The sequence below is a fragment of the Massilia atriviolacea genome, assembly GCF_003953935.1.
GTDB lineage: Bacteria > Pseudomonadota > Gammaproteobacteria > Burkholderiales > Burkholderiaceae_D > Telluria_A > Telluria_A atriviolacea.
On the sequence record NZ_RXLQ01000003.1, the window covers coordinates 13,596 to 39,611 of the forward strand.

At 60.5% G+C, this 26,016-nt stretch carries 22 protein-coding genes; 12 read left to right on the forward strand and 10 right to left on the reverse strand.

The features are described from left to right. Nucleotides 1-180 carry a hypothetical protein gene (locus tag EJB06_RS05360; RefSeq protein ID WP_126072991.1) on the reverse strand — a complete coding sequence of 60 codons (180 nt, stop codon included), beginning with the start codon at nucleotides 178-180 and terminating at the stop codon, nucleotides 1-3. 55 nt (nucleotides 181-235) lie between these two features. Further along, a complete protein-coding gene (locus tag EJB06_RS05365; RefSeq protein ID WP_126072992.1) occupies nucleotides 236-499 on the reverse strand; it encodes a PAAR domain-containing protein in 264 nt (87 codons plus the stop codon). Nucleotides 500-908: 409 nt separating this feature from the next. Here EJB06_RS05365 and EJB06_RS05370 point away from each other — a divergent pair, with 409 nt between their 5' ends. The 8 genes from EJB06_RS05370 to EJB06_RS05405 all read left to right on the forward strand — a co-directional run bounded on the left by EJB06_RS05370 (nucleotide 909) and on the right by EJB06_RS05405 (nucleotide 9,965). After that, a complete protein-coding gene (locus tag EJB06_RS05370) occupies nucleotides 909-3,776 on the forward strand; it encodes a type VI secretion system Vgr family protein (protein WP_126072993.1) in 2,868 nt (955 codons plus the stop codon). A gap of 26 nt (nucleotides 3,777-3,802) precedes the next feature. Beyond that, the gene (locus EJB06_RS05375) at nucleotides 3,803-4,753 is read left to right on the forward strand and encodes a DUF4123 domain-containing protein (protein ID WP_164557826.1); all 951 of its coding nucleotides are present in this window, start codon (nucleotides 3,803-3,805) and stop codon (nucleotides 4,751-4,753) included. Between the two features lie 7 nt (nucleotides 4,754-4,760). Next, a complete protein-coding gene (locus EJB06_RS05380; protein ID WP_164557827.1) occupies nucleotides 4,761-5,228 on the forward strand; it encodes a DUF3304 domain-containing protein in 468 nt (155 codons plus the stop codon). 6 nt (nucleotides 5,229-5,234) lie between these two features. Beyond that, on the forward strand, nucleotides 5,235-6,917 hold the full coding sequence (locus EJB06_RS05385) for a T6SS phospholipase effector Tle1-like catalytic domain-containing protein (RefSeq protein WP_126072996.1): 1,683 nt from the start codon (nucleotides 5,235-5,237) through the stop codon (nucleotides 6,915-6,917). Between the two features lie 172 nt (nucleotides 6,918-7,089). After that, on the forward strand, nucleotides 7,090-7,278 hold the full coding sequence (locus EJB06_RS05390; protein WP_126072997.1) for a hypothetical protein: 189 nt from the start codon (nucleotides 7,090-7,092) through the stop codon (nucleotides 7,276-7,278). Between the two features lie 100 nt (nucleotides 7,279-7,378). After that, a complete protein-coding gene (locus tag EJB06_RS05395) occupies nucleotides 7,379-7,843 on the forward strand; it encodes a hypothetical protein (protein WP_126072998.1) in 465 nt (154 codons plus the stop codon). Beyond that, entirely contained in the window at nucleotides 7,840-8,733 is an 894-nt protein-coding gene (locus EJB06_RS05400; protein ID WP_126072999.1) for a tetratricopeptide repeat protein, read from the forward strand. The genes EJB06_RS05395 and EJB06_RS05400 overlap by 4 nt, the downstream gene beginning before the upstream one ends. A gap of 5 nt (nucleotides 8,734-8,738) precedes the next feature. Next, nucleotides 8,739-9,965 (forward strand): ATP-binding protein, encoded by a 1,227-nt coding sequence (locus EJB06_RS05405; protein ID WP_126073000.1) that lies wholly within the window; start codon nucleotides 8,739-8,741, stop codon nucleotides 9,963-9,965. A gap of 55 nt (nucleotides 9,966-10,020) precedes the next feature. On the opposite strand, the gene leuA is transcribed toward EJB06_RS05405, so the two are convergent. The 4 genes from leuA to senB all read right to left on the reverse strand — a co-directional run bounded on the left by leuA (nucleotide 10,021) and on the right by senB (nucleotide 14,688). Beyond that, nucleotides 10,021-11,706, reverse strand: coding sequence for a 2-isopropylmalate synthase (gene leuA / locus EJB06_RS05410; protein ID WP_126073001.1), 1,686 nt, complete (start codon nucleotides 11,704-11,706; stop codon nucleotides 10,021-10,023). A gap of 418 nt (nucleotides 11,707-12,124) precedes the next feature. Next, complete coding sequence (locus tag EJB06_RS05415) at nucleotides 12,125-12,487, reverse strand: DUF1428 domain-containing protein (RefSeq protein WP_126073002.1); 363 nt, start codon at nucleotides 12,485-12,487, stop codon at nucleotides 12,125-12,127. A 154-nt stretch (nucleotides 12,488-12,641) separates the two neighbouring features. Beyond that, complete coding sequence (selD, locus tag EJB06_RS05420; protein ID WP_126073003.1) at nucleotides 12,642-13,700, reverse strand: selenide, water dikinase SelD; 1,059 nt, start codon at nucleotides 13,698-13,700, stop codon at nucleotides 12,642-12,644. Nucleotides 13,701-13,728: 28 nt separating this feature from the next. After that, nucleotides 13,729-14,688 carry a selenoneine biosynthesis selenosugar synthase SenB gene (gene senB / locus EJB06_RS05425; protein WP_126073004.1) on the reverse strand — a complete coding sequence of 320 codons (960 nt, stop codon included), beginning with the start codon at nucleotides 14,686-14,688 and terminating at the stop codon, nucleotides 13,729-13,731. Nucleotides 14,689-14,726: 38 nt separating this feature from the next. Here senB and senA point away from each other — a divergent pair, with 38 nt between their 5' ends. Next, nucleotides 14,727-15,935 carry a selenoneine synthase SenA gene (gene senA, locus EJB06_RS05430; protein ID WP_229426947.1) on the forward strand — a complete coding sequence of 403 codons (1,209 nt, stop codon included), beginning with the start codon at nucleotides 14,727-14,729 and terminating at the stop codon, nucleotides 15,933-15,935. A gap of 230 nt (nucleotides 15,936-16,165) precedes the next feature. Here senA and EJB06_RS05435 read toward each other — a convergent pair whose 3' ends face one another. Further along, a complete protein-coding gene (locus EJB06_RS05435) occupies nucleotides 16,166-17,569 on the reverse strand; it encodes a DEAD/DEAH box helicase (RefSeq protein WP_126073005.1) in 1,404 nt (467 codons plus the stop codon). A 427-nt stretch (nucleotides 17,570-17,996) separates the two neighbouring features. Next, complete coding sequence (locus tag EJB06_RS05440) at nucleotides 17,997-19,364, reverse strand: transglycosylase SLT domain-containing protein (RefSeq protein WP_126073006.1); 1,368 nt, start codon at nucleotides 19,362-19,364, stop codon at nucleotides 17,997-17,999. 499 nt (nucleotides 19,365-19,863) lie between these two features. On the opposite strand from EJB06_RS05440, the gene EJB06_RS05445 reads away from it, so the two are divergent. Together EJB06_RS05445 and EJB06_RS05450 are read left to right on the forward strand one after the other, a co-directional pair. Next, entirely contained in the window at nucleotides 19,864-20,433 is a 570-nt protein-coding gene (locus EJB06_RS05445) for a DUF1415 domain-containing protein (protein WP_126073007.1), read from the forward strand. Further along, nucleotides 20,414-20,626 (forward strand): DUF1289 domain-containing protein, encoded by a 213-nt coding sequence (locus EJB06_RS05450; protein WP_126073008.1) that lies wholly within the window; start codon nucleotides 20,414-20,416, stop codon nucleotides 20,624-20,626. Before EJB06_RS05445 ends, EJB06_RS05450 begins: the two co-directional genes overlap by 20 nt. Nucleotides 20,627-20,699: 73 nt before the next feature. On the opposite strand, the gene EJB06_RS05455 is transcribed toward EJB06_RS05450, so the two are convergent. Together EJB06_RS05455 and EJB06_RS05460 are read right to left on the reverse strand one after the other, a co-directional pair. Beyond that, nucleotides 20,700-21,206 (reverse strand): DUF1993 domain-containing protein, encoded by a 507-nt coding sequence (locus tag EJB06_RS05455; RefSeq protein WP_126073009.1) that lies wholly within the window; start codon nucleotides 21,204-21,206, stop codon nucleotides 20,700-20,702. Nucleotides 21,207-21,313: 107 nt separating this feature from the next. Beyond that, nucleotides 21,314-22,102: a hypothetical protein gene (locus EJB06_RS05460; RefSeq protein ID WP_126073010.1), complete on the reverse strand. Its 789-nt coding sequence runs from the start codon at nucleotides 22,100-22,102 to the stop codon at nucleotides 21,314-21,316. Between the two features lie 741 nt (nucleotides 22,103-22,843). On the opposite strand from EJB06_RS05460, the gene EJB06_RS05465 reads away from it, so the two are divergent. Next, the gene (locus tag EJB06_RS05465; protein WP_126073011.1) at nucleotides 22,844-25,972 is read left to right on the forward strand and encodes a bifunctional diguanylate cyclase/phosphodiesterase; all 3,129 of its coding nucleotides are present in this window, start codon (nucleotides 22,844-22,846) and stop codon (nucleotides 25,970-25,972) included. The last annotated feature ends 44 nt before the right edge of the window (nucleotides 25,973-26,016 follow it).

The following is a 26,016-nucleotide window of genomic DNA, read 5'->3' on the forward strand; positions in this document are numbered from 1 at the left end:
TCACTGTGACTGCGGGACTGCGGCCGGCCAGGGCAGGGCGACGCAGCGACGCGAGGGATCTTCGTTGCTCAGGCATGGGACCGGCGCGTCGAGTTCGACCGCCTGAAAGGGCGCCAGGGCCAGCGCGGCCTGGAACGGCAGCGCGCCGCAGGTGCCGCCGGCCACATCCACCTGCGGCAAAACGGGCCGGTATCGCGTTCGGGCATGATCAGACGTGGCAAGCAAGCTATGCCCATCAGATCAAGTCCACTGTCAGGGCCTGGCTCGGGATCAACAGTGCGCCACAGCTGGTTTTGTCGCCCCGGCGCGCCACCGGCATACCGTCAACCAATACGCTCGCGTCGCCGGTGGCGATCTCGCCATTGCCATGAATGGGACAGGTGATCTTGTCGCCTTTGCGGGCAATCGGCAAACCGAGACAAAAACTCGCCGGTGCGGCTGTGATGACTTTGCCGCCGTGGGTATGTTTGTCCTTGAGTCGAATAAATGGTTTTGCCATTGCCTGATCCTTGATGCGGTGATTGGCAAATCGACGTGATTGTTGTCGTTCAGACGCGGCGCGCTGCGGCCTTGCACTCCGCCGGCAATCTCGCACTGCGTCGCGTCGGGCTCTGGCATCGCATCGGGCAGGTGCGCCACAATGTCACATTGATCGCCGGGAGGGTGTTGCCAAAAAATGAAATAATAATACCTACAACTAGTATATCTTATACAATTGCCATACCGTAAACGTTTTCTATTTTCATTGGGTGCCGTGCCGCGCACCTGGTCATCGCAACCTTGTCAAATGCGAATTATGGACACAAAGAAGTGATGCAGGTAAATATGGTAGTGAGCAGCCTTTCTCGACATTCGTGCCTAGACCCGCAATGCCAACACGCGGGCTGCCGGCCTGCGAGGGAGACTGCATGAGCTCGGTTAATCGCGCTGTTTTGCTTGAGCAGGTGGTTGCCGCAATCGCAACATTTTCCAGCGACACCCGCCTGTACGGCCTGACCGTCGGTGACGGCACCAGGGACCTGGGGTCGGGCGGGTTGTTGGTCGAGGCCTTTGCCGCGGACGACGCGATTCAGGGCGTCGGTGCCCGCGACGTGATCGTCGTGTCGACCAGCGCCCACATCAAGCTGGGGGCCTTGCTCGGGCAAAGCGCCAAGCTGGACGTGACGTTGGCCGACGGTAGCCGCTGCGTGTATGAAGGCCACATCAGCGCGGCGTCCATGCTGGGCAGCGAAGGCGGGCTGGCGCGCTACCGTGTGCGCCTGTCGCCCTGGCTTTTTCGCCTGAGCTTGGTACGGAACAGCCGCGTGTGGCAAGACATGTCGGTGGTCGACATTGTCGACGACGTGCTGGGCGCCTATGCGCCGCTGGCGCGGTGGCGCTGGAGCGAAGAAACCGGGCCCTGGATGGAAGGGGCCCTACCGCGCAGCTACTGTTGCCAATACCGTGAAACCGACCTGGCTTTCGTCGAGCGCTTGCTCGCCGAGGAAGGCCTAGCCTGGCGCTTTGAGCAGGCCGACGACGGCGATGGGATGGTGCTGTTTGCCGACAGTACCCAGCGCAGTGCGGTACCGGATGACATCAGCGCTCCGGACGGCATCCGCTTTCACGCAGTGCGCTCGGGCGAGCAGCACGATACGGTGCAGGCGCTGCAAGCGCAGTGCAAGGTGGCGGTCTCCCTGTCCACCGTCCTCAGCTACGACTACAAAGCCAAGCAAGCGGTCAGCGCCAGTTCTCCTTCGCTCCTGCCCAGTAGCAAATTGCCGGCATTGGAAAGTTTCGACACACCAGGACAGTATTCCTATGCCAACCGCGACCAGGCGCAACGCTACGCCACGTTGCAAATGCAAGCGCGCGAAGCGCGCAGTGTGTTATGGCGCGGCCGCTCCACCGTGCGTACCCTGCGCGCGGGCACTCGTATGACCATCCTCAACGGCCCCTTGCAGCAGGGCAGCGCGGCGCCGGCCTACACGGTGTTACGAGTGTACAGCGTGGGAGTGAATAACCTGCCCGCGCCGGCCCTGCATGCATTGGCGGAACTGTTCGGTCCGATTCCCGAACTGCTGCATGGCAGCGTTGGCGGTAGTGCGCCCGAGGATGTCGCGTTGGCGATCGCCGAAGCGCGCAAGTCCGGGTATGCCAACTGCTTCGAAGCACTTGCCAACGACATCGTATGGCGGCCGCAACTGGATGGAAGCGATGCACGCAGTCATCCGAAACCGACTGTGCCGGGCGCCCAAAGCGCCATTGTTGTTGGTCCGGAGGGCGAGGATCGTCCGGTTGGTGCCGACGAAATCTATTGCGACCGAATGGGACGGGTGCGCATCCGCTATCACTGGCAGGACAATGAGCGCGCGACGTGCTGGGTGCGGGTGGCGCAGCGCTCGGCGATCGGTGGCATGGGCAGCCAATTCCTGCCGCGTATCGGGCAGGAAGTGCTGGTGCAGTTCATGGAAAACGATATAGACCGCCCGGTGATCGTCGGGGCGCTGTACAACGGCCAGGGCGAGGGTGGCATTGTGCCGACTCCGGGCGGGCGCAGCGACCGTGACAGTGGGGCTGACCGGTTTCAGCCGGCTCACGACCACGCTACCTCGGCTCAGGGTAATCTGGCTGGCGGAAACAGTCCGGTATGGCATGGGGCGTCGGCCGGCGATGCGGGCCATCGCAACAGTTCGGCCCAGTGGGGTGTGCGCAGCAAGGAATTCGGCGCTTCTGGCTACAATCAATTGTTGTTCGATGACACCGATGCACAAGGCCGTGTTCAGCTCAGAAGCAGCCATGCGGCGACCGAATTGACGCTGGGACATTTGATTCACGGCGCCGACAATTTCCGCGGGAGCTTGCGCGGGAGCGGTGCGGAGTTGCGTACCGATTCCTACGGCGTGGTGCGTGGCGGGGCTGGGTTGCTGGTGTCGAGCTATCGCTTGGCGCACGCGGCCGATGCGCGCGATCCGGCAGGCGACAATCGGGCCGGCATTACCATGCTCAAGCATGCAGTCGAGCTGGGCAAGGCCTTCAGCGAGGCGGCCGAGGAGCACCATAGCGTGGCTTTTGGCGCGCACTTGGGGACGCTCAAAAAGGATGAGAGTAAGCTTGACAACGAGGCGGCGCCGTTAAAGGCTCTTTTGAAAGCCGTTTCCGGCATGGTCAGCAATGCCAGCCTGAATGCCGCACAAGAGAGTGCCGCCAATAAGCAGATCGCGCGCGCCAGGGAAACCCTGCCGCATAGCACCGATCCTGTCATAGCCATCACGGCAAAGGGTGGGCTGGGGGTCAACGCGCGCCGGAACCTGCAGCTGGTCAACGGCGAAAGCCTGACGATCATGAGTGGCGAAGACAGCCAGTACGTCACGGGTGGCCAGATGCGCGTGCACAGCGGTCAGGTGATTGGCATGCTGGGCGGAGCAATCGAGCCCGGCGACAACAATATGGGCCTGCAAATGATCGCCGCCAAAGGCGCAATCGATTTCCAGGCGCAGGCCGATGTGCTGAAAATACAAGCGCGCGCCGAAATGAAAGTGATGAGTGCCAATGCCCACATCGACTGGGCTTCGCCATCGAGAATCAGTTTGACGACGGGCGGCGGCGCCAACATTACCATAGAAGGTGGCAACATCAGGGTGACTTGCCCGGGTGCCATTACCGTTCGCGCCGGGATCAAGGACTTTACAGGACCTGGAGGGATGAATTATCCCCTGCCGAAGCTGCCTCAGGCAGTATGTCTCGACTGCCTGTTAAAAGCCATGAAGAGCGGAAGCGCTTTTGCGGTCAGATAGACACATTCAACAACAGGGTTTACCGTATGGAGATGTTTTTTGCCGTCGATCCGATCGCTCCGGATTTTGCGGACGATCTGCTGGACGCATTCGCGCTCGCAAAGCGACGCAATGGAAAGCTGGCGCTGTTTGCGTTGATCGATACCTCGTTCGAGTATGCTAACCCCCGTCCGGGCCGACCTGTATGGAAAGGCCAGGAGACTTCCTTGTATCGGGGCAGTGAACTTGACGCGCTGGCAAACGCCGCGCCATGCCTGTTCAAATTGGGCGATGGACATCGTCTTGCGCGGGTTCATATTCAGCGGCTTGTTGAGACCTGCAATGGGAAGCCAATGCTCAGCTTCGTTGCGAGCGAACTCGACAGCAGCTTATTGGCCAACACGTTTCAGGATTTCCTGGAAGTGAAGACTGTCGACCAACAACAATTCGTGCTGCGTTTTGCCGATACCCGGATCCTTGCCGGACTGGACGCCGTTTTACTTGCAGAGGCAACGTACGGATGGCGGATGGGGATTGTGCACTGGTGGCTGCCAGACAGAAAAGGCGCGCTTTCCGAATTGCCGGCGCTTACCTGCAATGAAGATGATTATTGTCGAGCGAAGAATGTCTTGGTCCTGTCTCAGTACGGGTTCAATCAGCTGGTGGACCATGGCGAAATCGACGCCATTCTAAATGCGATTGCTGACCAAAACCCGGCGCTCTTGAGTACAGTCCTTCCGTCGGATAATTACTGCCTGATTCAACGCCTCTTAATACAAACAAATAGACTTGCGATCAAGAGTTTCCCGGATGTCGTCATGTTTTGCACCACTGCAATGTTCACATCGGAATATTTTTACTTGCATCCGCGATTCGAGCAGGTTCTTGCTTCGAAGATATGGACACCAGGCGAGCTTGGCAATGCTTTTCTTGCGATCGATGACGCGTGCTGGGCAGAGGCTGAGTCGATGGGCGCGCAAACTAAAACTGTTTATTAAGGGTGTGATGAAATTTCCCACACGTCGCATGTCGAAAAAAACGCTATTTCGCTGTGTTTTTGTTTTGATATTTGTGTCGCTTGTTTCGTATATTGTGTATGACCGGTTTATTGAGCGGAAAAATGCCATTGCCACTATAGAACCATGGAATTTCACCTCCGGTGAGATTGCTGATATATATGTAAATGGGCAATGGGGTGGTTCTGTGCATGGTCTTAGCGGAGGTGGCGGCAGTATATGTTGCACCCTCATTCCGAAAGTTTGGCGCAAAGGTCTCGTGGTGACTATTAAGTGGCAGAAATCGGGAGATGAGAAATGGTACACGACGATAGCACCCGTTCCCGAATATAAAAAAACAGGTGCGCTGCAAATCCTGTTTCTCCCGGGCGATAATGTGCAAGTTTACATTAATCACTACTGGCCTTGTACCGCCATGCATCCGATGCCGAATAAAACTGAACTGTGTAAGGAATAGGAAGCGATGAGTAATGCCGCGGCGAATACCCCAAAGCCGGCTCCATTGACGGGGCAGCGCGTCCTTAGCGCAAAAGAGGAAATTAGGCGTGCGCAGGCTTTGGCATGCAACCTTCCAGAAAAAAATACTCCGAGTTGCACAGGGCAAGCTTATTTAGGAGTATTTTTCGACGGTACGGGAAATAATCGGGACAAGGACGTTGGAAAGCACAAACAGAGTAATGTGGTTCGTTTATGGCGCGTTCATAAGGATAACAGTGCCAAACTGGGTGTCGCGCCTGCTATCTATATTCGAAAAGAATATGTTCCCGGTGTCGGTACGCCATTTCCGTTGATCGGGGAGCCCGGAGAAACCAAGATGGGAAAGGCCATGGCGAATGGCGGGCAATCAAGGATTGTGTGGGGTCTCATTCAGTCGATGAATGCGTTGCACCGCTACGTAAAGGGTGGTGTCCCTTTAATGTACGATGAGCCTGCGGGTGAATTCGCACAGTCGGAAGGTGATGGATCCACGAGTAGTGCCATCGAGAAACTACGGCCTTTCATGACGCAACTCAAAGGCATATTGCTTTCGAGTAAGCCTACCGTTACTCAATACAATGTCTCGGTTTACGGTTTTTCTCGCGGCGCAGCGGAAGCGCGGGTGTTTTGCCAGTGGTTTTATCGATTGTGCGAGAAAAATGGCGATGAGTACACATTCGCGGGTGTTCCTGTGCGTATCTATTTTCTGGGAATTTTCGACACTGTCGCAGCAGTTGGCCCTACTAGTGGCGATATTGTGATGGATAATATAGCTTCCGGGAAGTTCGGATGGGCGAAAGGAAATTTAAGAATTCATCCAGCCATTGAGCGTTGCGTTCACTTTGTCGCCTCACATGAAGTGCGGGCGAGCTTTCCATTGGATTCGGTCAGATACCTTGGGAAATATCCTGCGAACTGTTTCGAAGTGGTTTATCCAGGTGTACATTCGGATGTGGGTGGCGGTTATTCGCCGGGTGCTCAGGGGCGAAGCATATTGCCTGCCGATGGGCTTTCCTACAACTTCAGTGCGCAGTTTCCCTATATCGATATGTATCATGAAGCGATGGCGACAGGCGTGCCACTGGTTCCTATTCATGATATGAGTAAGGAAAGCCTGCGGGACTTTACTCCCACTCTGCAAACAAGGGAGGATTATAATGCTTATATTAAAGCGGATACCGTATCCGGAACAGTTGAGGAGATATGCAGGCAGCGCATGAATCGATACCGATTTTATCGCTATCGAAAGCTTGAGACCTTCTCCGATGAAGCGAAGGCACAAGGTTCCCCGGCGGCGGACGAAAGCTTTCTCAAACTCACCAATGCGCATTTTAAAGCGAAGTGCATCGGTTACAGGAGGAAGCACGCGAATGCGCCCTTAATCGCGAAGCAGGAGCGTGAGATCGAAGAGCGAAGGGGGTTGCCCCACAAGGGCGGTGGCTATTGGGATATCAGGACGCAGGATATATTGGAGGCATCCATCTTTCCTGAAGATCTGGAGATGTGGCGCGGAATGCACCGCGTTGGGGAGCTGCCGAAATCGATAATCAACTTTCTCGATCACTATATCCACGATTCAATGGCTGGCTTTTATCAGGACGGCGTAAACGAATATCAACTGAACGATCGTGGGCATTTTCGGCATAGAACGATCTTCGATAACGGTTAATGTTGCAATTGGCTTTGGACAGGGTCGCCATCTTCAATCCTGCCGGACCTGTACGAAACCGGGCCGCGCGAACGTGGCGTGTCGTGGCTCGGAACAGGTGCCCATGCCAACGATTCACAGGGTGAGCGTGACCTGTTCCACAATGTGCGTGATGTCGTTCGGTGTCCCAGCCTTGCGAGCAAGCATTAGACGGGCGCAGCGAGGGATTTTCGGCTGGGACGCGAGTGCGGCCAGTTTATTCGGCTTTCCGGTATGCTGGGTCAATCGCGATGGCGGCCCGCTCGAAGAGCTCGGCGCCACGCCCGCCATCATCGTGCCCGACCTGGCCGCGATGGCCGACTGGTTGCTCGAACTGCGCTGAGACGCGCCGGTCCGGTTCGACTGGAAGGTGGCGGGAAACTTGCGTATGATGCGGGTTCTGTTTCGCGCCACCATTTAATACTTACTCCAGACAACACGCCATGCGCGAAAGCTTGCTCACTCCGTCGCTCACGCCCTCCGCGGCGCCCGCGGCTAATCTGTACTCGGTGCAATCGGGCTTCCTGGTCGCGTTTTTCGGCGGGCCGTTTGCGATCATCCTGTATTCGGCGCTCAATTCGTACAAGCTCAGGCGGCCGCTCGAAGCGCTCGCCTACCTTGCCGCGCTGGCGCTGTGCGCCGCTCTCATCGTTGGCATCCAGACCGGCGGCCTGCCGCTGGCCTGGCTGGTGGCGCTGATCGGCAACAGCGCCGCCGAAGTGCTGTGGCGCGCCGTGTCGATCGCCCTGTTCGGCGCGTTTTACCTGATGCACCGCAAGCAGCATCGCTCCGCCGCCCTGTTCGGCGCCACACCGCCGTCGCCGTGGATTCCCGCCATCGTCTGCGCCGTGCTCGCCTACGGCATGAAACTCGCCGTACTCGCTTATGTGAGGGCGAACCTCGTATGAACGACCACGTTGTCTTGACGGCGCGCGAATTCAGCGCGCGCGCGCTCGGCCTGATCGAGCGCAAGCGCTACGCCCAGGCCGGCGATGTGCTGGCGGAGGCTTTGGGCCAGTATCCGGACGACAGCGACCTGCTGTACGGCGCCGGCCTGCTCGACTTCCTCACTGGCAAACACGACGACGCACGCGCCGTCCTGCTGCGCGTGCTGAGCCGCGCGCCGGACCACTATGGGGCGCGTTCCCTGCTGGCGACCCTGTACCAGGAAAGCGGCGAGTTGCCGGCCGCCGAAACCATGCTGCTCGACCTGCTGCGCGACTATCCCGAATCCGGCCATCACTATGCGCGTTACGCCATGCTGATGTACCGCACCCAGCACGTCGACAAGGCGCAGGCGCTGGCGCACGAGGCGCTGCGGCTCGATCCGGACGACGAACTGGCCCTGATCGCCTGCATGATGGGCGACCTGATCGCGGGCCGTCACAGCGCAGAGCAGGAGCGCCTGTCGGCCTTGATGATCCGCCATCCGGAAAGCCTGGGCACGGCGCGCATGCTGATCTCGCACCTGGTGCGGCGCGGTAAGTACCGGGCGGCCAAGCGTATCGCCATCGAACTGCTCAAGCTGCACCCGGATTCGCGCGATATCCTCGAACTGGTGGTCGAACTCGACGCCCTGAGCCACTGGAGCATGCTGCCCCTGTGGCCGCTCAGCCGCTATGGCCTGGGCGCGACGGTCGGCTTGTGGGTGCTGACCGTGGCCGTGATCAACGGCGCCGGCCAGTTCGCGCCGAATGCCGTCGGCCCGCTCAGCGTGGTCCTGATCGCGTATTGCGTGTACTCCTGGATTTTTCCCCCTTTGCTCAAGCGCTGGCTGAAACGCCGCGCAGGAATCTGATAACCATGACAATGTCGCGTGAACAATATGAAGCCGCGCTGGTAAGCGATCCCTTCAACACCGCCAACCGGCTCGCCTATGCCCGCCTGCTGCTCGACCAGCACGATGCCGGCGCCGCGCTGGTGCAGTTCGAACTGGCCGAACGGCAGTCGCCGGGCGCGGCGGCGTCGAGCGGCAAGGCGCAGGCGCTGCTGGCGCTGGAACGCAATAGCGATGCGCTGGCCGCCTACGGCCGCGCGCGCCAGCAGGATGGCTTCGTGCCGGTGCCGGCGCTCGAACAGTTGCAGCAGAGTGCGCGTCCGGCCTCCGGTCCGGCGCTGTCGCTGGTAGGGCAGCCCGCCAATGTGGTGCCGCTCAAGCCGCAGGCGCCGGACGCGGTCCGCTTTGCCGACGTGGGCGGCATGGAAGACTTGAAGAAGATGCTGCGCCTGCACATCATCGAACCGTTCTTGCGGCCTTCGCTGTTTGCCAAATTCAAGAAGCAGGGGGGCGGCGGGATCTTGCTGTACGGTCCGCCAGGCTGCGGCAAGACCATGATCGCGCGCGCCATTGCCAACGAATGCAATGCCTCGTTCGTGTCGGTCGGCATCAGCGAAGTGTTGAATATGTGGATGGGGGAAAGCGAACGCAACCTGGCGCAGCTGTTCGAAAAGGCGCGCGCGCAAAAGCCCTGCGTGCTGTTTTTCGACGAGCTCGATGCACTGGCGTTTTCGCGCTCCAAGGCGCAGAGCGAGCATAGCCGCACTATCGTGAACGAGTTCCTGTCGCAGCTCGACGGTTTCGAGCGCGACAACCGCGACGTGCTGTTCCTGGCGGCGACCAATATGCCGTGGGATGTGGACCAGGCCATGAAGCGCACCGGCCGCTTTGCGCGCCAGCTGTTCGTGCCGCCGCCGGATGCCGAGGCGCGCAAGCACATCATCAATATCAAGCTGCGCGACGTGCCGGTGGAAGGCGTCGATGTCGATGCGCTGGTGGCGGCGACGCCGCATTTCTCGGGGGCCGACATCGATGGCGTGATCGACCTGGCCAAGGAAAGCGCGATTCACGATATCCTGGCCGGCAATCCGGAGCGGCCGATCGGGCCGGGCGATATCGCGTACGCCCTCGATGCGATGCAGCCGTCGACGGTGGAATGGCTGAAAACGGCGCGCAATCTGGTCCGTTATGCCGGCAGCGACGACAGTTATCGCGATGTGGAAAAATACCTGAAGAAGACCAAGTTCATCTGAACTGGCGCGTGTCCCCGCCTCAACGTGCGGGGACGCGCCGCAAGCCGGCGCCGGCTTAGCCGGTTACCGCCACGTCGTTTTCGGCCCGCACCAGCTGCCGGTTCACGGCGCTGAGCACCGCCTTGAACGAGGCTGTCACGATATTGCTGTCGATCCCGGCCCCGAACATGGTCGGACCGTTTGCCAGGCGCAATTCCACGTAGCACGCCGCCTTGGCATTGGCGCCCGAGCCGATGGCATGTTCGTGGTAATCCATCAGCTTGATGTCGAGTCCGAGCGCGTTGACGAAGGCATCGATCGGCCCGTTCCCGCCACCTTGCAGGCGCATGCTGGCCTGGCGGTGCGCCAGGGTGATGTCGATCTGCACCGGCTCGTCGCTGCTGCTGTCTTCCACCATCTTGTGCGCGCTGTAGGCGTACGGGCTGGTCTGGTCGAAATACTCGCTGCAAAAGATCGCATGGATTTCCTTGGCCGCGATCTCGCGTCCGCTGGCGTCGGCCACCGCCTGGACCGCGCGGCTGAATTCGATCTGCAGGCGGCGCGGCAGGCTCAGGCCGAATTCCTGTTCCAGCAGATAGGCCATGCCGCCCTTGCCGGACTGGCTGTTAACCCGGATCACGGCGTCGTAATTGCGCCCCAGATCGGCCGGGTCGATCGGCAGGTACGGGATTTCCCACAAGGTATTCGGCTGCTGCTGGGCAAAGCCTTTTTTGATCGCATCCTGGTGCGAACCGGAAAACGCAGTAAACACCAGGTCGCCCGCATACGGATGGCGCGGATGGACCGGCAACTGGTTGCACTCTTCCACCACATGGCGCACGGCATCGATATCGGAAAAATCCAGGCCCGGATGCACGCCCTGGGTGTACAGATTCATCGCCAGGGTGACCAGGTCGACATTGCCGGTGCGCTCGCCGTTGCCGAACAAACAGCCTTCGACCCGGTCGGCGCCCGCCATGATGGCCAGCTCGGCCGAGGCCACCGCCGTCCCGCGGTCGTTGTGCGGATGCACGCTGATGATCAGCGCATCGCGCCGCGCCAGCTTGCGCGACATCCATTCGATCTGGTCCGCGTACACATTCGGCGTGCTGCACTCGACGGTGGAGGGCAGGTTGACGATCATCTTGTTGTGCGGGGTCGGCTGCCAGATGTCGCTGACGGCATCGCAGATATGCTTGGAAAAATCCAGTTCCGTCGTCGAAAACGATTCCGGCGTGTATTCGAAGCCCCAGTCGGTCTGGGGATGCTGCTTGACCAGCTCCTTGACCAGTTTGGTGCCGCTGGTGGCGATCTCGGTAATCTGCTCGCGCGTCATGCCGAACACGACCTTGCGGAACACCGGCGCCACCGAGTTATACAGGTGCACGATGGCGCGCCGCGCGCCGACGGCGGACTCCACCGTGCGGCGGATCAGTTCTTCGCGCGACTGGGTCAGGACGATGATGGTCACGTCCTCGGGAATCCGGTCTTCGTCGATCAGCTTGCGCACGAAATCGAAGTCGGTCTGCGAGGCCGATGGAAAACCGACTTCGATTTCCTTGAGGCCGATCTTGACCAGCATCTCGAAGAAGCGCAGTTTTTTCTCCGGGCTCATCGGCTCGATCAGGGCCTGGTTGCCGTCGCGCAGGTCGGTGCTCATCCAGATCGGCGGGCGCGTGATGGCCTTATCCGGCCACTGGCGGGCGGACAAATTGACTGGAGGGAAGGCGCGGTATTTGGACGACGGATTCTGCAACATCATGGGGTACTCCTGTTTGGCGAAAGCGGATAAGGGCCGGGCGGCGGTGTGGCGACAGGCTGCCGGGCGGCCACGGGTACGCTAGGCCAGGCAACCGATCGGTAGCTTTAGCAGTAGCAATTCAATGAGGGAGACGGATGCAAACATGGGTCGAGCTTTCCTGGGGTTTTACAACTCGCCGGCGGGGAGCCGGACGGCGCACTGCGGGTGGATTACGCGCGTGCAGCTAGTAGCGTCGCTAGCGATAGCGCGCCAGCGAGCAGGGGGAAAGACGACAGATGCAGGGAGGAAGACATGAGTTCACTGTACGTCAGGCCGCGCCGGCTTGTCAAGCGTTGAAATGCAACACCAGCAAGCCGGCACCGACGCAGCGCGCCGGTTAAAGGAAGACAACCATCACATTTATTTTTGGGCGGGTACGTCAGACGTCGAGGAACATGTCGAAACCGCCGTAGATCATGCGCTTGCCGTCGAAGGGCATGTTCTCGGCCTTCATGAAGTCGGTCATGCGCGGGTCTTTCATGACCTTGTCGTTGACTTCGTCGCGGTGGGCGCGCGACTCGTACACGATCCAGGAAAACACGACGGTTTCGTCAGGCTGCAGGTTGACGCTCTGGGGGAAGGACGTCAGCTTGCCGGGCTTGACATCGTCGGCGATGCATTCGCAGTAATGCAGCGCGCCGTGCTCGCGCCAGATGGCGCCGCAGGTTGCCGCGACGGCGCGGTAGTTCTCGATATTGCTGGTGGGGAGGGGAAGGACAAAACCATCGACATAGGCCATCATGTTCTCCTGAGGGATACCGTGTTTGAACCCGAGATCCGATCATACCCGCCCCGCATGCGCAGGCTCGCACCTTTCCGTAAATATACGCGCCAATGTTGTATTTGCCGCTACATCGCTGGACTCTCTGCGGCATGGCAGGGAGTCCAGCGCGTGTTCAGGCTGCGACCTGTACGCGCGCCGCGCCTGCTTTCATCTCGCCGATCACGGCGGCGCTCTCGAAGCCTTCGCGCGCGAACAGCGCCAGCACCTCGTCCACGCTGTCCGGATCGCACGACACCAGCAGCCCGCCCGAGGTTTGCGGGTCGGTCAGCAGATTGTGCTGGGCCGCGCTGATGCCCGGCGAGAGCGTCACGTCCTTGCCGTAGGCGTCCCAGTTGCGGCCCGAGGCGCCGGTAAAGTAGCCATCGTGCGCCAGCTGTTCCACGCCCGGCAGCAGCGGAATCTGCGACATGGTCAGCTGCGCCGTCAGCTGCGCGCCGCGCGCCAGTTCCAGCAGGTGGCCCAGGAGGCCGAAACCGGTGACGTCGGTCAGCGCGTGCACGCCGTCCATCTCCGAGAGGGCCTTGCCCGGTTTGTTCAGCTTGGTGGTATTGGCGATCATGGCGGCGTAGCCGTCCGCTCCCAGCACGTCCTTCTTGAGCGCCGCCGAGAGCACGCCCACGCCCAGCGGTTTGCCGAGAATGAGCACGTCGCCGGCGCGCGCGTCGGCATTGCGCTTGACCCTGGACGGATGCACGAGGCCCAGTACCACCAGGCCGTAGATCGGCTCGACCGAGTCGATGGTGTGGCCGCCGGCGATCGGTATGCCCGCTTCGGCGCACATGGTCTGGCCGCCGCGAATGATCTCGCCGATCGTCTCCAGCGGCAGTTTATTGATCGGCATGCCGACCAGCGCCAGCGCCATGATCGGCGTGCCGCCCATCGCGTACACGTCGGAGATCGCGTTGGTGGCGGCGATGCGGCCGAAATCGAAGGGATCGTCGACGATCGGCATGAAAAAGTCGGTGGTGGCGATCAGCGCCTGCTCGTCATTGAGCTTGTAGACGGCGGCGTCGTCGGCGGTCTCGATGCCGACCATCAGTTCCTTCGGTAGCGGGAAGCCGCCCGAGTTCTTCAGGATCTCGGACAGCACGCCGGGCGCGATCTTGCAGCCGCAGCCGCCGCCATGCGAAAACGCGGTGAGTTTGATGGGGGTATCCGGGGCTGTGCTCATGGTGGTTTCCGTTTCGGTAAAAGGCAGGTCAGACCAGATTATCCACCAAGTCGAGCACGCTGGCACGCTCGCGCTCCGGGGCGAACAAGGCGGCGCGCGCATCGCACTGGCGCCGCAGCAGCGCGTGGAAGGGCGGGTCGATGATGCAGCGGTCGATCAGGCGCGCCAGCGCGGGCGCGTCGCCGGGAGCGAAATAGCCCGCATAGTCCTCGCCCAGCATGCCGCGGTTGCCGCTGATGTCGCTGGCCAGCACCGGCACCGCGCTGGTGACGGCTTCGATGATGACGTTGGCGCCGCCCTCCATGTGCGAGGCGATCGCCATCGCGTGGCAGCGTTTGAGGCGCTGGCGCGCCTCGGCGTGCGCCAGGTTGCCCAGCCAGCGGTAGCGCGGGTTGGCGGCGGCGGTGGCCTGGGCCGCCTCGCCCAGGTCCGCATCGAGCGCGCCGCCGATGTGCAGCAGGCGCGCCGCCGGGCTGGTGACCAGGGCGCTGGCGCGCATGAAGGTCAAGGGGTCTTTTTCCTGGCGCAGATGGCCGATCATGCAGATGTCGGCATGGCGCCGCCGCGCTGCGTGGCGCTGTGGCGCCAGCGCCGGCGCCGACTGGTAGATCACGCGCGCCTTGCCGCGTACGGCGGCAGGAAGCAGGGCCAGGCCGGCGCCTTGCAGCAGCACCAGCGCGCGCGCGTGCCGCAGCGAGGCCTGGGCCTCGATGGACGTGGCGATGTCGCGATACAGGTCGGTCCCGGTCAGCACCAGCACCGAGGGCCGGTCGGGAAACGCCTCGGTGAACGCCGCCAGCGGGCCGGCCGAGCGGCGCGCGTGCAGGGCGATCAGCAGGTCGGGCGCGCCGTCCTGGGGCTGCCATCCGGGGGCGATGGCGACCCGGTAGCGCGCACGCAGGAAGTGCGCCCAGCGGCTGGCGGTCTGCCAGTTGCCATTGTTTTCCTTCGCCGATGCGGGACTGACGATCAGTAGCTGTTTCTTCACGCAGCGCTGCCTTTGAAAAAGTCGTTACAATCGACGCCATGAACCCAACGACCGCATCGATCACCGCATCCTTCCGGCACGCCAGGCCGCAACAACTGGCCGAGGCGCTCCAGAGTGCCCGACATTATACGCTCGCCCTGTTCGACTGCTTCGCCGCCATGGGCTACGACAGCCTGGCGCGCGTGCCGCATCTTGCGACCATCAATCCGCCGCTGTGGGAGCTAGGGCACACGGCGTGGTTTGCCGAGTGGTTCATCCTGCGCGAGGCGACGTCGAGCCACCCGGCCGACGCCCAGCGCCACTCGCTGCTCACGCGCGGCGACGACTGGTTCGATTCGAACACGGTGCCGCACCGCTCGCGCTGGACGCTCGATCTGCCCAGCCCCGGCGCGCTCAAGACCTACTGCCACGAGGTGCTCGACCGCACGCTCGACAAGCTCTCGCGCGAGGCTGGCGTCGACCAGGCATTGTATCCCTACCGGCTGGCGCTGGCGCACGAAGACATGCATGGCGAGGCCTATCTGTACACCTTGCAGACCCTGGGCGTGCCGGTGCCGGAGCAGCTGCTGCGGGCCGGCGCCTGGGGCGGACCATCGTCCGAGATTGCCTATCCGGGCGGGACGCTGGTGCTGGGCCGCGCCCAGGATGGCGGCTTCGTGTTCGACAACGAGCGCGAGGCGCACCCGGTGTACGTGGCCCCGTTCCGCATCGATGCGGGCCTGGTGACGAACGCGCAGTTTGCCGATTTTGTGGCCGATGGCGGCTACCAGAACCGCCAGTACTGGAGTGCGGCCGGCAGCGCGTGGCTGATGCGCCAGGAGCGCTCGTCGCCGCGCTACTGGCAGCGCGATGGCGACCAGTGGCGCACCATGCGCTTCGGGCGCCTGTCGACGCTGGCGCCGTCCGAAGCGGTGCGCCATGTATGCCTGTTCGAGGCGCAGGCGTATTGCGCGTGGGCCGGACGGCGTTTGCCGGGTGAAGCGGAGTGGGAATACGCGGCGCTGTCGGGGCAGGCCGGTTTTGGCTGGGGCCAGCTGTGGGAGTGGACCAGCAGCGCGTTCGAACCGTATCCGGGCTTCGTGGCGGACCGCTACCGCGAGTATTCGGCGCCGTGGTTCATGACGCACCAGGTGCTGCGCGGCGCCTCGTTCGCAACGCCCTCGCGCTTTGCCTCGGCGCGCTTCCGCAATTTCTTCAAGCCGGAGCGCGACGATATCTTTTGCGGATTCCGCACCTGCGCGTTGTAGCGGTACAGGACATCCGCCACCGTCGTTCCCGCGCAGGCGGGAACGACGGTGGTTGAGCGGTGGTTGAGCGGCGGTTGAGCGGCGGTTGAGCGGCGGTTGAGCGGTGGTTGAACGGTGGTTGAGCGGTGCTTGAACGGTGCTTGAACGGTGGTTGAAGTAACTGACGGCGCTTGACGAAAAAAAACGGCCGCCGAAGCAGCCGTTCCTTGGTCAGTCCTTACAGCGAACGATTAACGGTCGCCGTACGAGCTGCGGGTGCGCTCGGAAGCCGGACGCGGGTTCGAACCCTTGTAGCCGCCGCTTGTCGCGCCTTCCTTGCGCGGAGCGCCCGGTTTGCTGAACGTACGCTGGCCCGGCTTGGCGCCGCCGCGGTTGTCGCCTGGTTTCCAGCTGCCTGGACGGGCTGCCGAACGTGGCGCCGACGCGGTTTTCTTCGGCTCGAAGCCTTCGATCACGTTGACCGGAATGAGCTGCTTGGTGAAGCGCTCGATGCGCTTGACGTTCATGCCTTCGGCATGGTTTACCAGCGAGATCGCCAGGCCATTGCGGCCGGCGCGGCCGGTACGGCCGATACGGTGCACATAGTCTTCAGGGAACTTCGGCAGGTCGTAGTTGAACACGTGGGTGATGTTCGGGACATCGATACCACGGGCTGCAACGTCGGTCGCGACCAGCACGCGCACCTGGCCGCGGCGCAGGCCGTCCAGGGTACGGTTACGGGCGCCCTGGTGCATGTCGCCATGCAGTGCGGCGGCCGAGAAACCGGCGATGTTCAGGCGGTCGGCGATGGTGTCGGCGTCACGCTTGGTGGCGGTGAACACAACGGCCTGGTCCAGCGTTTCGTCGCGCAGCAGATGGTCGAGCAGGCGATTCTTGTGCGACAGGTCGTCGACAAAGTGCACGCGCTGCACGATGTTTTCGTGCTTGGTGGCCGAACCGGTGATCTGGATGGTCATCGGGTCGGTCGTGATGCGGCGCGCCATATTGCCGACCATGCCGTCGAGCGTGGCCGAGAACAGCATCGTCTGGCGGTTGGCAGGGGTGGCGGCGATGATTTTTTCGATATCGTCGATGAAGCCCATGTCCAGCATGCGGTCGGCTTCGTCCAGCACCAGGATTTCGAGTTCCGAGAAATCGATCTTGCCCGATTCCATGTGGTCGATCAGACGGCCGGGGGTCGCCACCAGGATTTCCGGATTGCGCGCCAGCAGTTGCATCTGCTTAGGATAAGGCATGCCGCCCAGGATCGATACGGCCTTGATACGGCGGATCTGGGTGCCGTATTTTTCGGTCGCGCTGGTCACTTGCAGGGCCAGTTCGCGGGTCGGGGTCAGTACCAGCATTTTCGGCTGGGCCGCTTTGAAACGTGGACGCTCGCCGCGGGCACGCGCATTCTGCGCTTCCTGGGCGGCGTTCTTGGACGCCTGCGATTGCTCGGCAACGGCGAATTTGTGGAGGGCGGGCAGCATGAATGCGGCGGTCTTGCCGGAACCGGTCTGCGACGATACCAGCAGGTCGCGGCCGCTGATGGCGGCAGGAACAGCTTGCTCCTGGACTGGGGTCGGCACGGTGTAACCGGCATCGGTTACTGCTTTTACGATAGACGCGTGGAGGCCTAATGCTTCAAAACTCATTATGTTCTTTTCTTTCGGTATAGATCAGCGCCCGAGCAACTGCTCCGAGCGCAAAATAGCAACGCCAACCAACACAACGAAATGACTCAGGATGAAAGAAATTTCGGCACAAAAGCTTTGCGCCGGGACGGTGTCAGGTGCGACACACAAGGCGGGAGGGCTTTATTGAGGGTATCCGGGGGATACGCCTAGGCTTGCGAAGCTGCTAGTTTTACTTCTTTGTTACTGCCAAGGGCCATCGCTTCAGTCTGATTGCGAGAAACGTATTGCAGCGCACAAACAACACTATACAGTAGTTTCACTGTACTTGTATAGGTAAATCCGAATAGTGTGTATGCAAGCGCTGGATTTACTGAAGGAGTCTTGGTAGATAAGTGACAGTCGATCCGGAAACGGCGGATGCGATCGACGCACCCGCCGCCCGCCATCAGCCGCCGCGCCGCTTGTAGCGCGACGACTCGTTGGCTGCCGCTTTGGCATTGCGTGCGGACACGCGGGTTTTCAGCTCCGCGACCTTGCCCTTGAGGCGCTGGGCGTTGGTCTGCTTTTCGGCACGGCCGCCACGGCGGCCGGCGCGTTCGGCTTCGAAGGCCATCACCGCGTTGTCGACGACGTGCTCGGCGATGTCGCTCTGCACCGAGGTCGAGATTTTCGGCACCAGGATGGTGGAGCCGGCTTTCAGGCGGGTGGACGCCGGAATATTGTTAGCTTGGCGAATCACTTCCGGGGTGGTGCCGAAGCGCGAGGCCAGCGAGGCGATGCTGTCCTTGGCGCCGGTGATCTTGTGCGTGGTCCAGGTCGACAGCGAACGGCCCCATTGCGCCAGGTTCAGGTGGAATTTTTCCGCATTTTCCTGTGGCAACAGAATTTTGGTCTGCTCGCCGCCGGTGATGACCGGACGGTTGAACTGCGGATTGAGCGCCTTGAATTCCTCGACCGACAGTTCGGCCAGCTGGGCGGCGATGGTCAGGTCGATGTCGCTGGTCTTGTCGATCGCGGTGAAGTAGGGCGAATTGTCGATCACCGGCAGCGACACGTGGTACTGGGCCGGGTTGGCGATGATGTTCTTGACCGCCTGCAGCTTCGGCACGTATTCGCGCGTTTCGGCGGGCATGTGCTCGTACAGGCTTTCGTAGTCGGTCGGCTTGCCGAGGGCCTGGTTCTTCTTGATGGCGCGCTGGACATTGCCTTCGCCCCAGTTGTAGGCGGCCAGGGCCAGCGGCCAGTCGCCGAACATGCTGTACAGCCGCTGCAGGTAGGTCAGCGCCGCATCTGTCGAGGCCAGCACGCCGCGCCGCTCGTCCTTGAACATGTTTTGCTTGAGGTTGAAATCCTTGCCCGTGCCGGGCACGAACTGCCACATGCCGGCGGCGTTGGCCTTGGAATACGCTTGCGGATTGAAGGCAGATTCGATAATCGGCAGCAAGGCCAGCTCGGTCGGCATATTGCGCTTTTCGAGTTCCTGGACCACGTGGAACAGATAGCGCGAGGCGCGCGCCGAGGTGCGCGCAATATAGTCGGGACGGGTGCTGTACCACTTGACGTGCTTGCTAACAAGCTCGTTGTCGATATCGGGAATGGCGTAGCCGGTGCGGATACGGCCCCAGACATCGACTTCCTTGTATTCATCGGCCTTGACGGCGGGGAATGGCTGGAGCGGGGCCGGTGCGGGCTTGACAGTCGGGGCGAGCGGCGCGACGTTGGTCGAGACGGTGTCGACGGCGTGGCTGAGCGCTGGCGCCAGCATCAGAACGAGGACTGCAAGTGAAGTGGTATTGCGTGTCGTTTTTTGCATAGCGTTCCATTGTTGGGTCCGAAAACTGCCGGACAGACGAATAGATAAGGTGGGAGTGTACGTACCACTTCTCGTTTGAGTCAAGTCAAATAACTGTGTGCGGGGCAAATATTTTGACAATACTTTCGACCAATATTGTTGCAACCGAAAATACCAATTGCCGGGAGTATGCCTGAAAAATGCCAGGATGCTATCAGTGTATGGACGCGCTCGCTGCGGATACTCCCGGGGGGTATGCATGATTTTCTCCTATGGCAAAGATGAGCCGGAGAGCGCTGCGCGGGCTGCCCGGGAGGGAGCGCGCTACGCCGGGAAACAATACCAAAAGCGGGCCGCCGCCGGGGAGGGCGGCGGGCCGGTGGCCGGGTTTTAAAGTACACCGGCACGCGGGTGAGCCTATGAGGCGGCGCAAAGAGTGCGTACAATTTGCTTTTTGCACGGCGCATTTTGGCGCAGTGCGCGCCACGCACTTTCTTTTTCTTTCAGTGAAAGCATCACCATGAACACCCCGAACCTGAACGCCGACGATGACCAGATCATTGCTGCCACTCAACAATGGCTGGAAAAAGCCGTCATCGGCCTCAATTTGTGCCCCTTCGCCAAGGCTGTTCATGTCAAAAAACAGGTGCGCTACGTGGTGTCCAGCGCTACCACGCCGGAAGCCCTGCTCGAAACCCTGATGAACGAATTGCAGCTGTTGTCCGACACCGATCCCGAAAAAGTGGACACCACCTTGCTGATCCATCCTTTTGTGCTCAATGATTTCCTGGACTACAACGAATTCCTCGATGTGGCCGATGCCGCGCTGGAAGACATGCAGCTCGACGGCGAATTGCAGGTCGCCAGTTTCCATCCGCAATACCAGTTCGCGGACACCGATATCAACGATATCGGCAACTTCACCAACCGCGCGCCGTACCCGATCCTGCATCTGCTGCGCGAAGACAGCATCGAACGCGCGGTCGAGGCTTTCCCGGAAGCGTCCGAGATCTTCGAAAAGAATATTGAAACCCTGGAAAAACTCGGCCATGACGGCTGGGACGCGCTCGATGTCGGCCCCGCCAAATGAGGGCGGCGTGAAGCTGCCTGAACGGCCGGACACGCCCTGTGTCGCGGTCTGCTCGACCACCTTCGATGAAATTTGCCGCGGCTGCGGACGCAGCGTAGTGGAAGTGGCGCACTGGGTGTCGATGAGCGACGCCGAAAAGGAAGTGGTGTGGGTGCGCATCCTGGCGCAAGGTTACCCGCGCCGCAATACCTGATCGACCGAAGGCGCGGCAGCGGCCGGGCAGGGGAGCCGCGCGGCTCCCCTTACTATATAGATAGTGCGGCGGCTCAGAACGCGCCGATGAAGTCCTTCTTGCCCACTTCCACGCCGTTGTGGCGCAGGATCGCGTACGCGGTCGTTGCGTGGAAATAGAAGTGCGGCAGCGCGTAGTGCGCCAGGTAGACCTGGCCCTTGAAGTGCTTGGCGTTGGCGCCGCTGCTGGTGCTGATGTCGCGCTGGGCGCTCGCTTCGATGCCGTCCTGCGGCAGGCCGTTGATGAAATCGAGCGTCTTGGCGATACGGTCTTTCAGTTCGGCAAAGGTTTGCTCGGTATCTTCATAGCGCGGCACGTCCACGCCAGCCAGGCGGGCGCAGCAGCCCTTGGCGAAGTCGGCCGCCACCTGGACCTGGCGCAGGAAAGGGAACATGTCCGGATACAGGCGCGCCTGCAGCAGCGCTGCCGGTTCGATCTTCTTGTCGGTGGCGTGGGCTTCGGCCTTGTCGATGATGGCCGACAGGCTGGTCAGGATCTGCTTGAAAACGGGCACCGAGGCGTCGTACATGGAAAAAGTCATGGGGAATCCCTTTTAGAAAAGTGCTGCGATGATAGCAAGTTGGCGGGATTCGCGCTGGGGCGCGCGCCGTTTGGTCGCCATTGCCACGGTTTTGGCAATTGCTTGTCCTAAAATTCTACGCCAAGCGTCGCTAGTGCTACTTCTACAATGGTGTTTTGTCGTCCAAAAAATTGCGGCAAGGAGGTGAAATATTCTTGAGTGTTCACTACTTTATCAAGTCTAAATTTTGCTTGAGATGTTATTAATGGATAATGAAAGCCATCGATGCCAATAAACGTCGGATTCTCTGAATGTACATAGCAACAACCAAAAATAACATTGTCGTACCTTATGCCGAATTTCAGGCGCGTACTCTGTGGGAAATTCGTTAAAGTCTCTGCTTCTGACTCTGACCAGACATCTAATATTGATATATCTAGCCCAGGAGTGTTCATCCAGCTTCGAATTGCAAAAACCACAAAGCTTGGTGGAAGATAGTCATCTGTTCTAAGGCTAGATCGGATAGATAAAGGAATATGACGACGGTCTATTGTGTCGGTGTATTGGTGTACACATGCGACTTTTAGTAGCCATCTTCCTATATTTCTTGCATCCTTTTGGCTAATGTTAATTTCGATATTAAGACCAGAGTTTTTTGATAGTTTCATCACAATCTCCTCGATATTTTTATCGAGTTGTTCCATCCAACCGTAGTTGCATTCGCCACATACATCGCCCGTCAATACGGAAATTGCCGGAATGGTGCGAAAATCGAGAAGAGTTTCGCGGCTTGAGCAAGTTCTATGCATTGGCAATTTTTCATATTTAAGTGCTTTTAGCCAAGATTTTTTTAATACATGTTCCCTCGCCTTGTTTGACGTTGTAACGGGTGTGCTGCAAAAGAGGCAAGTCTTCATGTATGTCACCATAATTAAAAATTTCCGGTTTGTAAGTCGATTAATTCTATTCATGCACTCACCACTTCGTAGTGAAGTTGCAATAAAATTCACACTAACTTAAATTTTTGATGATTATATTTATGCACAGCGAATTTGGTGGGCAATTTCAGGCTCATTTTACTGGCCAAAATTTTCGGAACTTGAATTACAAGTAGTTCCGATATCGCACGGCGATATTGCTTTAGGATATTTTAAGATATTTTTAAGTGAAAATACTTACTTAGAAGCTATCTTTCCACAAAAAATATACCTCTATCCTGGCCAATCTGATCTTTGACCATATAAAAATTTAACCCGTGTTGGTAAGAACAAGAATGAATTGCATACATTGACGACACTTCCCAAAAGGTTGGGTGTGCTCATGACTTAATGGAAACATTGCGTTGTCGGAAAATATGTGGCTCAGACGACATATCTTGAGAGCTTTCGCGTCCGCACCAATGGCAATGTAGGGGGGGCCTCGGTGGAATTGTTCACTTGCTGAACTATAAGTATTTGGCTCATCCACAACATTACACGGTGTTCGTAGCACACGTCAGAAGGTCGTCGCACGCTTTTTGCGAAGACGTCGGTAAAACGCCTCATCCTCCCGTGCCGTGGATGACTTGGCGGGTGCTTCCGTGCATAATTCCGTGTAGAAAACTTTTATTGTCTAACTTATCATTCAGACATCTCCCCGTATGCTTTCAGACTCGCTGCATGCTTAGCACGGCCTACCAACGTTTCCGTACCAAGCTGGGCAGGCTGTACGGGCTGTCGATCTACGGCGCGCTGATGCTGGTCGTTTTCGGCGGCTTGGTCATTCCCGCCCTGATCGGCAGTTACGTGCTGATCGGCGTGCAGGAGCAGAAGGCGGCCAAGGCGGTGCTGGAAGAGTCGCTGCGCCGCAATGCCGACATCCTCGCCCTCGGCATGCAGGAGTCGCTCTGGAACATGAACGCCGAATCGGCCCAGTCGCTGGTCGAATCGGTGATGCGCGATCCGTCCGTGCTGCACGTCCAGGTGATCGGCCAGTCCGACGCCCAGTTCATCAACATCCACTCGGCCCAGCGCCCGGTCGGACAGATCTACCGCGCCGAACGCGACATCCTGGTGCGCGGCGAACGCATCGGCGTGGTCGTGGTCGAGATGGACGACGCCCGCAGCCAGCAGGAGCTGCGCGGCAAGCAGTCCAATTACGCCTTCGTGCTGGCGTTCCAGCTGACCGTCTCGCTGGCGCTGATCGTGCTGTTCCTGAACAAGCGCCTGCTGGTGCCGCTGCGCCAGCTGATGAAGTTTTCCGACCGCCTCTCGCACGGCGACTTCGAAACCCGGCTCGAACTCGAAGGCAGCGATGAACTGGGCCGCCTGGCCAAGCAGATGGAGCAGATGCGGGTCGCCATCAAGCACCTGTTCGAAGACATCGGCCGGCGCGAGGAGCGCTTTCGCACCATCGTCACCCAGGTGCCGGGCGCGGTGTTCCGCGTGCGCCCGGGCGGCTCGATCGATTTCGTCAGCGACGCCATCGAAGACATTTCGGGCTACGCCGCCGCGCTGTTCATGCGCAGCACCACCGACGCCTGGTCGGACCTGATCACCCCCGAGGACCGGCGCATGCAGAGCCGCACCGTGCGCGAGGCCATGAGCAGCGGGCGGCCGTACGAAATCGAGTACCGCATCATCGATTCGACCGGCACCGAGCGCTGGGTGTCCGAGAACGGCCAGCCGCAGGCCGCCGACAGGCTGGAGGATTCGTGGGTGGACGGGATCATCTCCGACATCAGCGAACGCAAACACAACGAGATGCGCATCGAGGCGCTGCTGACCGAGCAGAGCGCGATCCTCGACAACGTCATGTTCGGCGTGATGTTCGTGCGCGAACGGCGCATCGTGTCGGTCAACCGGCGCTGCGAAGACCTGTTCGGCTACGCCAGCGGCGAGATGACGGGCAAGCTGGCCGACATCATGTACCCGAGCCACGAGGAATTCCTGCGCGCGGGCGAACGCCAGTACGCGGCCCTGGCCGACGGCAAGGACTACAACGAAGAACGCGAGTACATGAAGGAAGACGGCACCGTGTTCTGGTGCCGCGTGAGCGGCTGCGCGCTCGACCCGGCGCGCCCCAACGGCGGCAGCATCTGGGTGTATGCCGACGTCACCGAGCGGCGCGAGGCCGAGGAAGAGCTGCGCCTGTCGGCCACGGTGCTCGAACACATCGCCGACGCCGTGATGGTGATCGACGTCGACCTCGAAATCGTGGCCGTCAACCCGGCCTTCACGCAGATCACGGGATTTACCGAAATCGAGGCGGTCGGCAAGGATGTGCGCCTGACCCGTTCCACCACCGAAAACCCGGCCATGTACCAGCAGATGTGGGCCGAACTGGGCGAGCACGGGTTCTGGCGCGGCGAGCGCTGGGACACGCGCAAGAACGGCGAAACCTATCTGCAGTGGCTCACCGTGTCGGCGGTGCGCGACGATCGCGGCCTGACCACGCATTACGTGGCGGTGTTCAGCGATATCACCAAGGTCAAGGAATCGCAGGAGCAGCTCGATCACATGGCGCACCACGATTCGCTCACCGCGCTGCCGAACCGCCTGCTGTTCCACGACCGCCTGCACCACGCGCTGGCGCGCGCCGCGCGCGACGGCCAGCAGCTGGCAGTGCTGTTCATCGACCTGGACCGCTTCAAGAACGTCAACGACACGCTCGGCCACCAGGTTGGCGACGAACTGCTCAAGCAGGTCGCGGCGGCCCTGCAGGGCAAGCTGCGCGAGGGCGACACGCTGGCGCGCCTGGGCGGCGACGAATTCATCGTCCTGCTCGAGAACGTGGCCGGCCAGGTCGGGGCCGGCCTGGTGGCCGAAAAGCTGATGGCCATGTTCGAACAGCCCTTCATCGTCTCCGACTACGAATTGTTCGTCACCGGCAGCGTCGGCATCAGCATGTTCCCGGACGACGCGGCCGACCTGACCATGTTGATCCGGAATGCCGACGTGGCCATGTACCAGGCCAAGGCGCGCGGGCGCAACGGCTACCAGTTCTATGCGCCGTCGATGACCGGCGAAGGGGTCGAGCGCCTGCGCCTGGAAGCCATGCTGCGCCGCTCGATCGACAAGAACGAGATCTTCCTGAACTACCAGCCGCAGGTCGAAATCGACAGCGGCCGCCTGATCGGGGTCGAGGCGCTGGTGCGCTGGCACAATCCGGAGCTGGGCAATGTGACGCCGGTGCGCTTCATCCCGCTGGCCGAGGACACCGGCTTCATCAACCAGCTGGGCAAGTGGGTGCTGGAAGAGGCCTGCCGCCAGATGATCCGCTGGGAAGCGGCCGGCCTGCACGTGCCGAAGATCGCGGTCAACCTCTCGGTCAAGCAGTTCGAGCGCGGCAGCATCGTCAACATGGTGGCCGACATCCTGCGCGAGACCGGCCTGGCGCCCCAGCGCCTGCAGCTGGAAGTGACCGAGTCGGTGATCATGAATACCGGCGACGCGCTGGTCTTCATCAACGACCTGCACTCGATCGGCGTCGGCCTGGCGATCGACGATTTCGGCACCGGCTACTCGTCGCTGGCTTACCTCAAGCAGCTGCCGGTGCAGACCCTGAAGATCGACCGCAGCTTCATCAAGGATATTTCGACCGACGTCAACGACGAGGCGATCGCGATCGCCATCATCCAGCTCGGCAAGAGCATGAACCTGTCGGTGATCGCCGAAGGCGTCGAGACCGACGAGCAGGCCGCCTTCCTGCTGCGCCACGGCTGCAACCAGGCGCAGGGCTACCTGTACAGCCGCCCGGAACTGCCGGACGCGATCCTGGCGCGCTGGCAGGCGCGCTTGCCGGCCTGAGGCTCGCGCAGCGGGCGGCGGCCGTGCTACAGTGCGATTCCCCA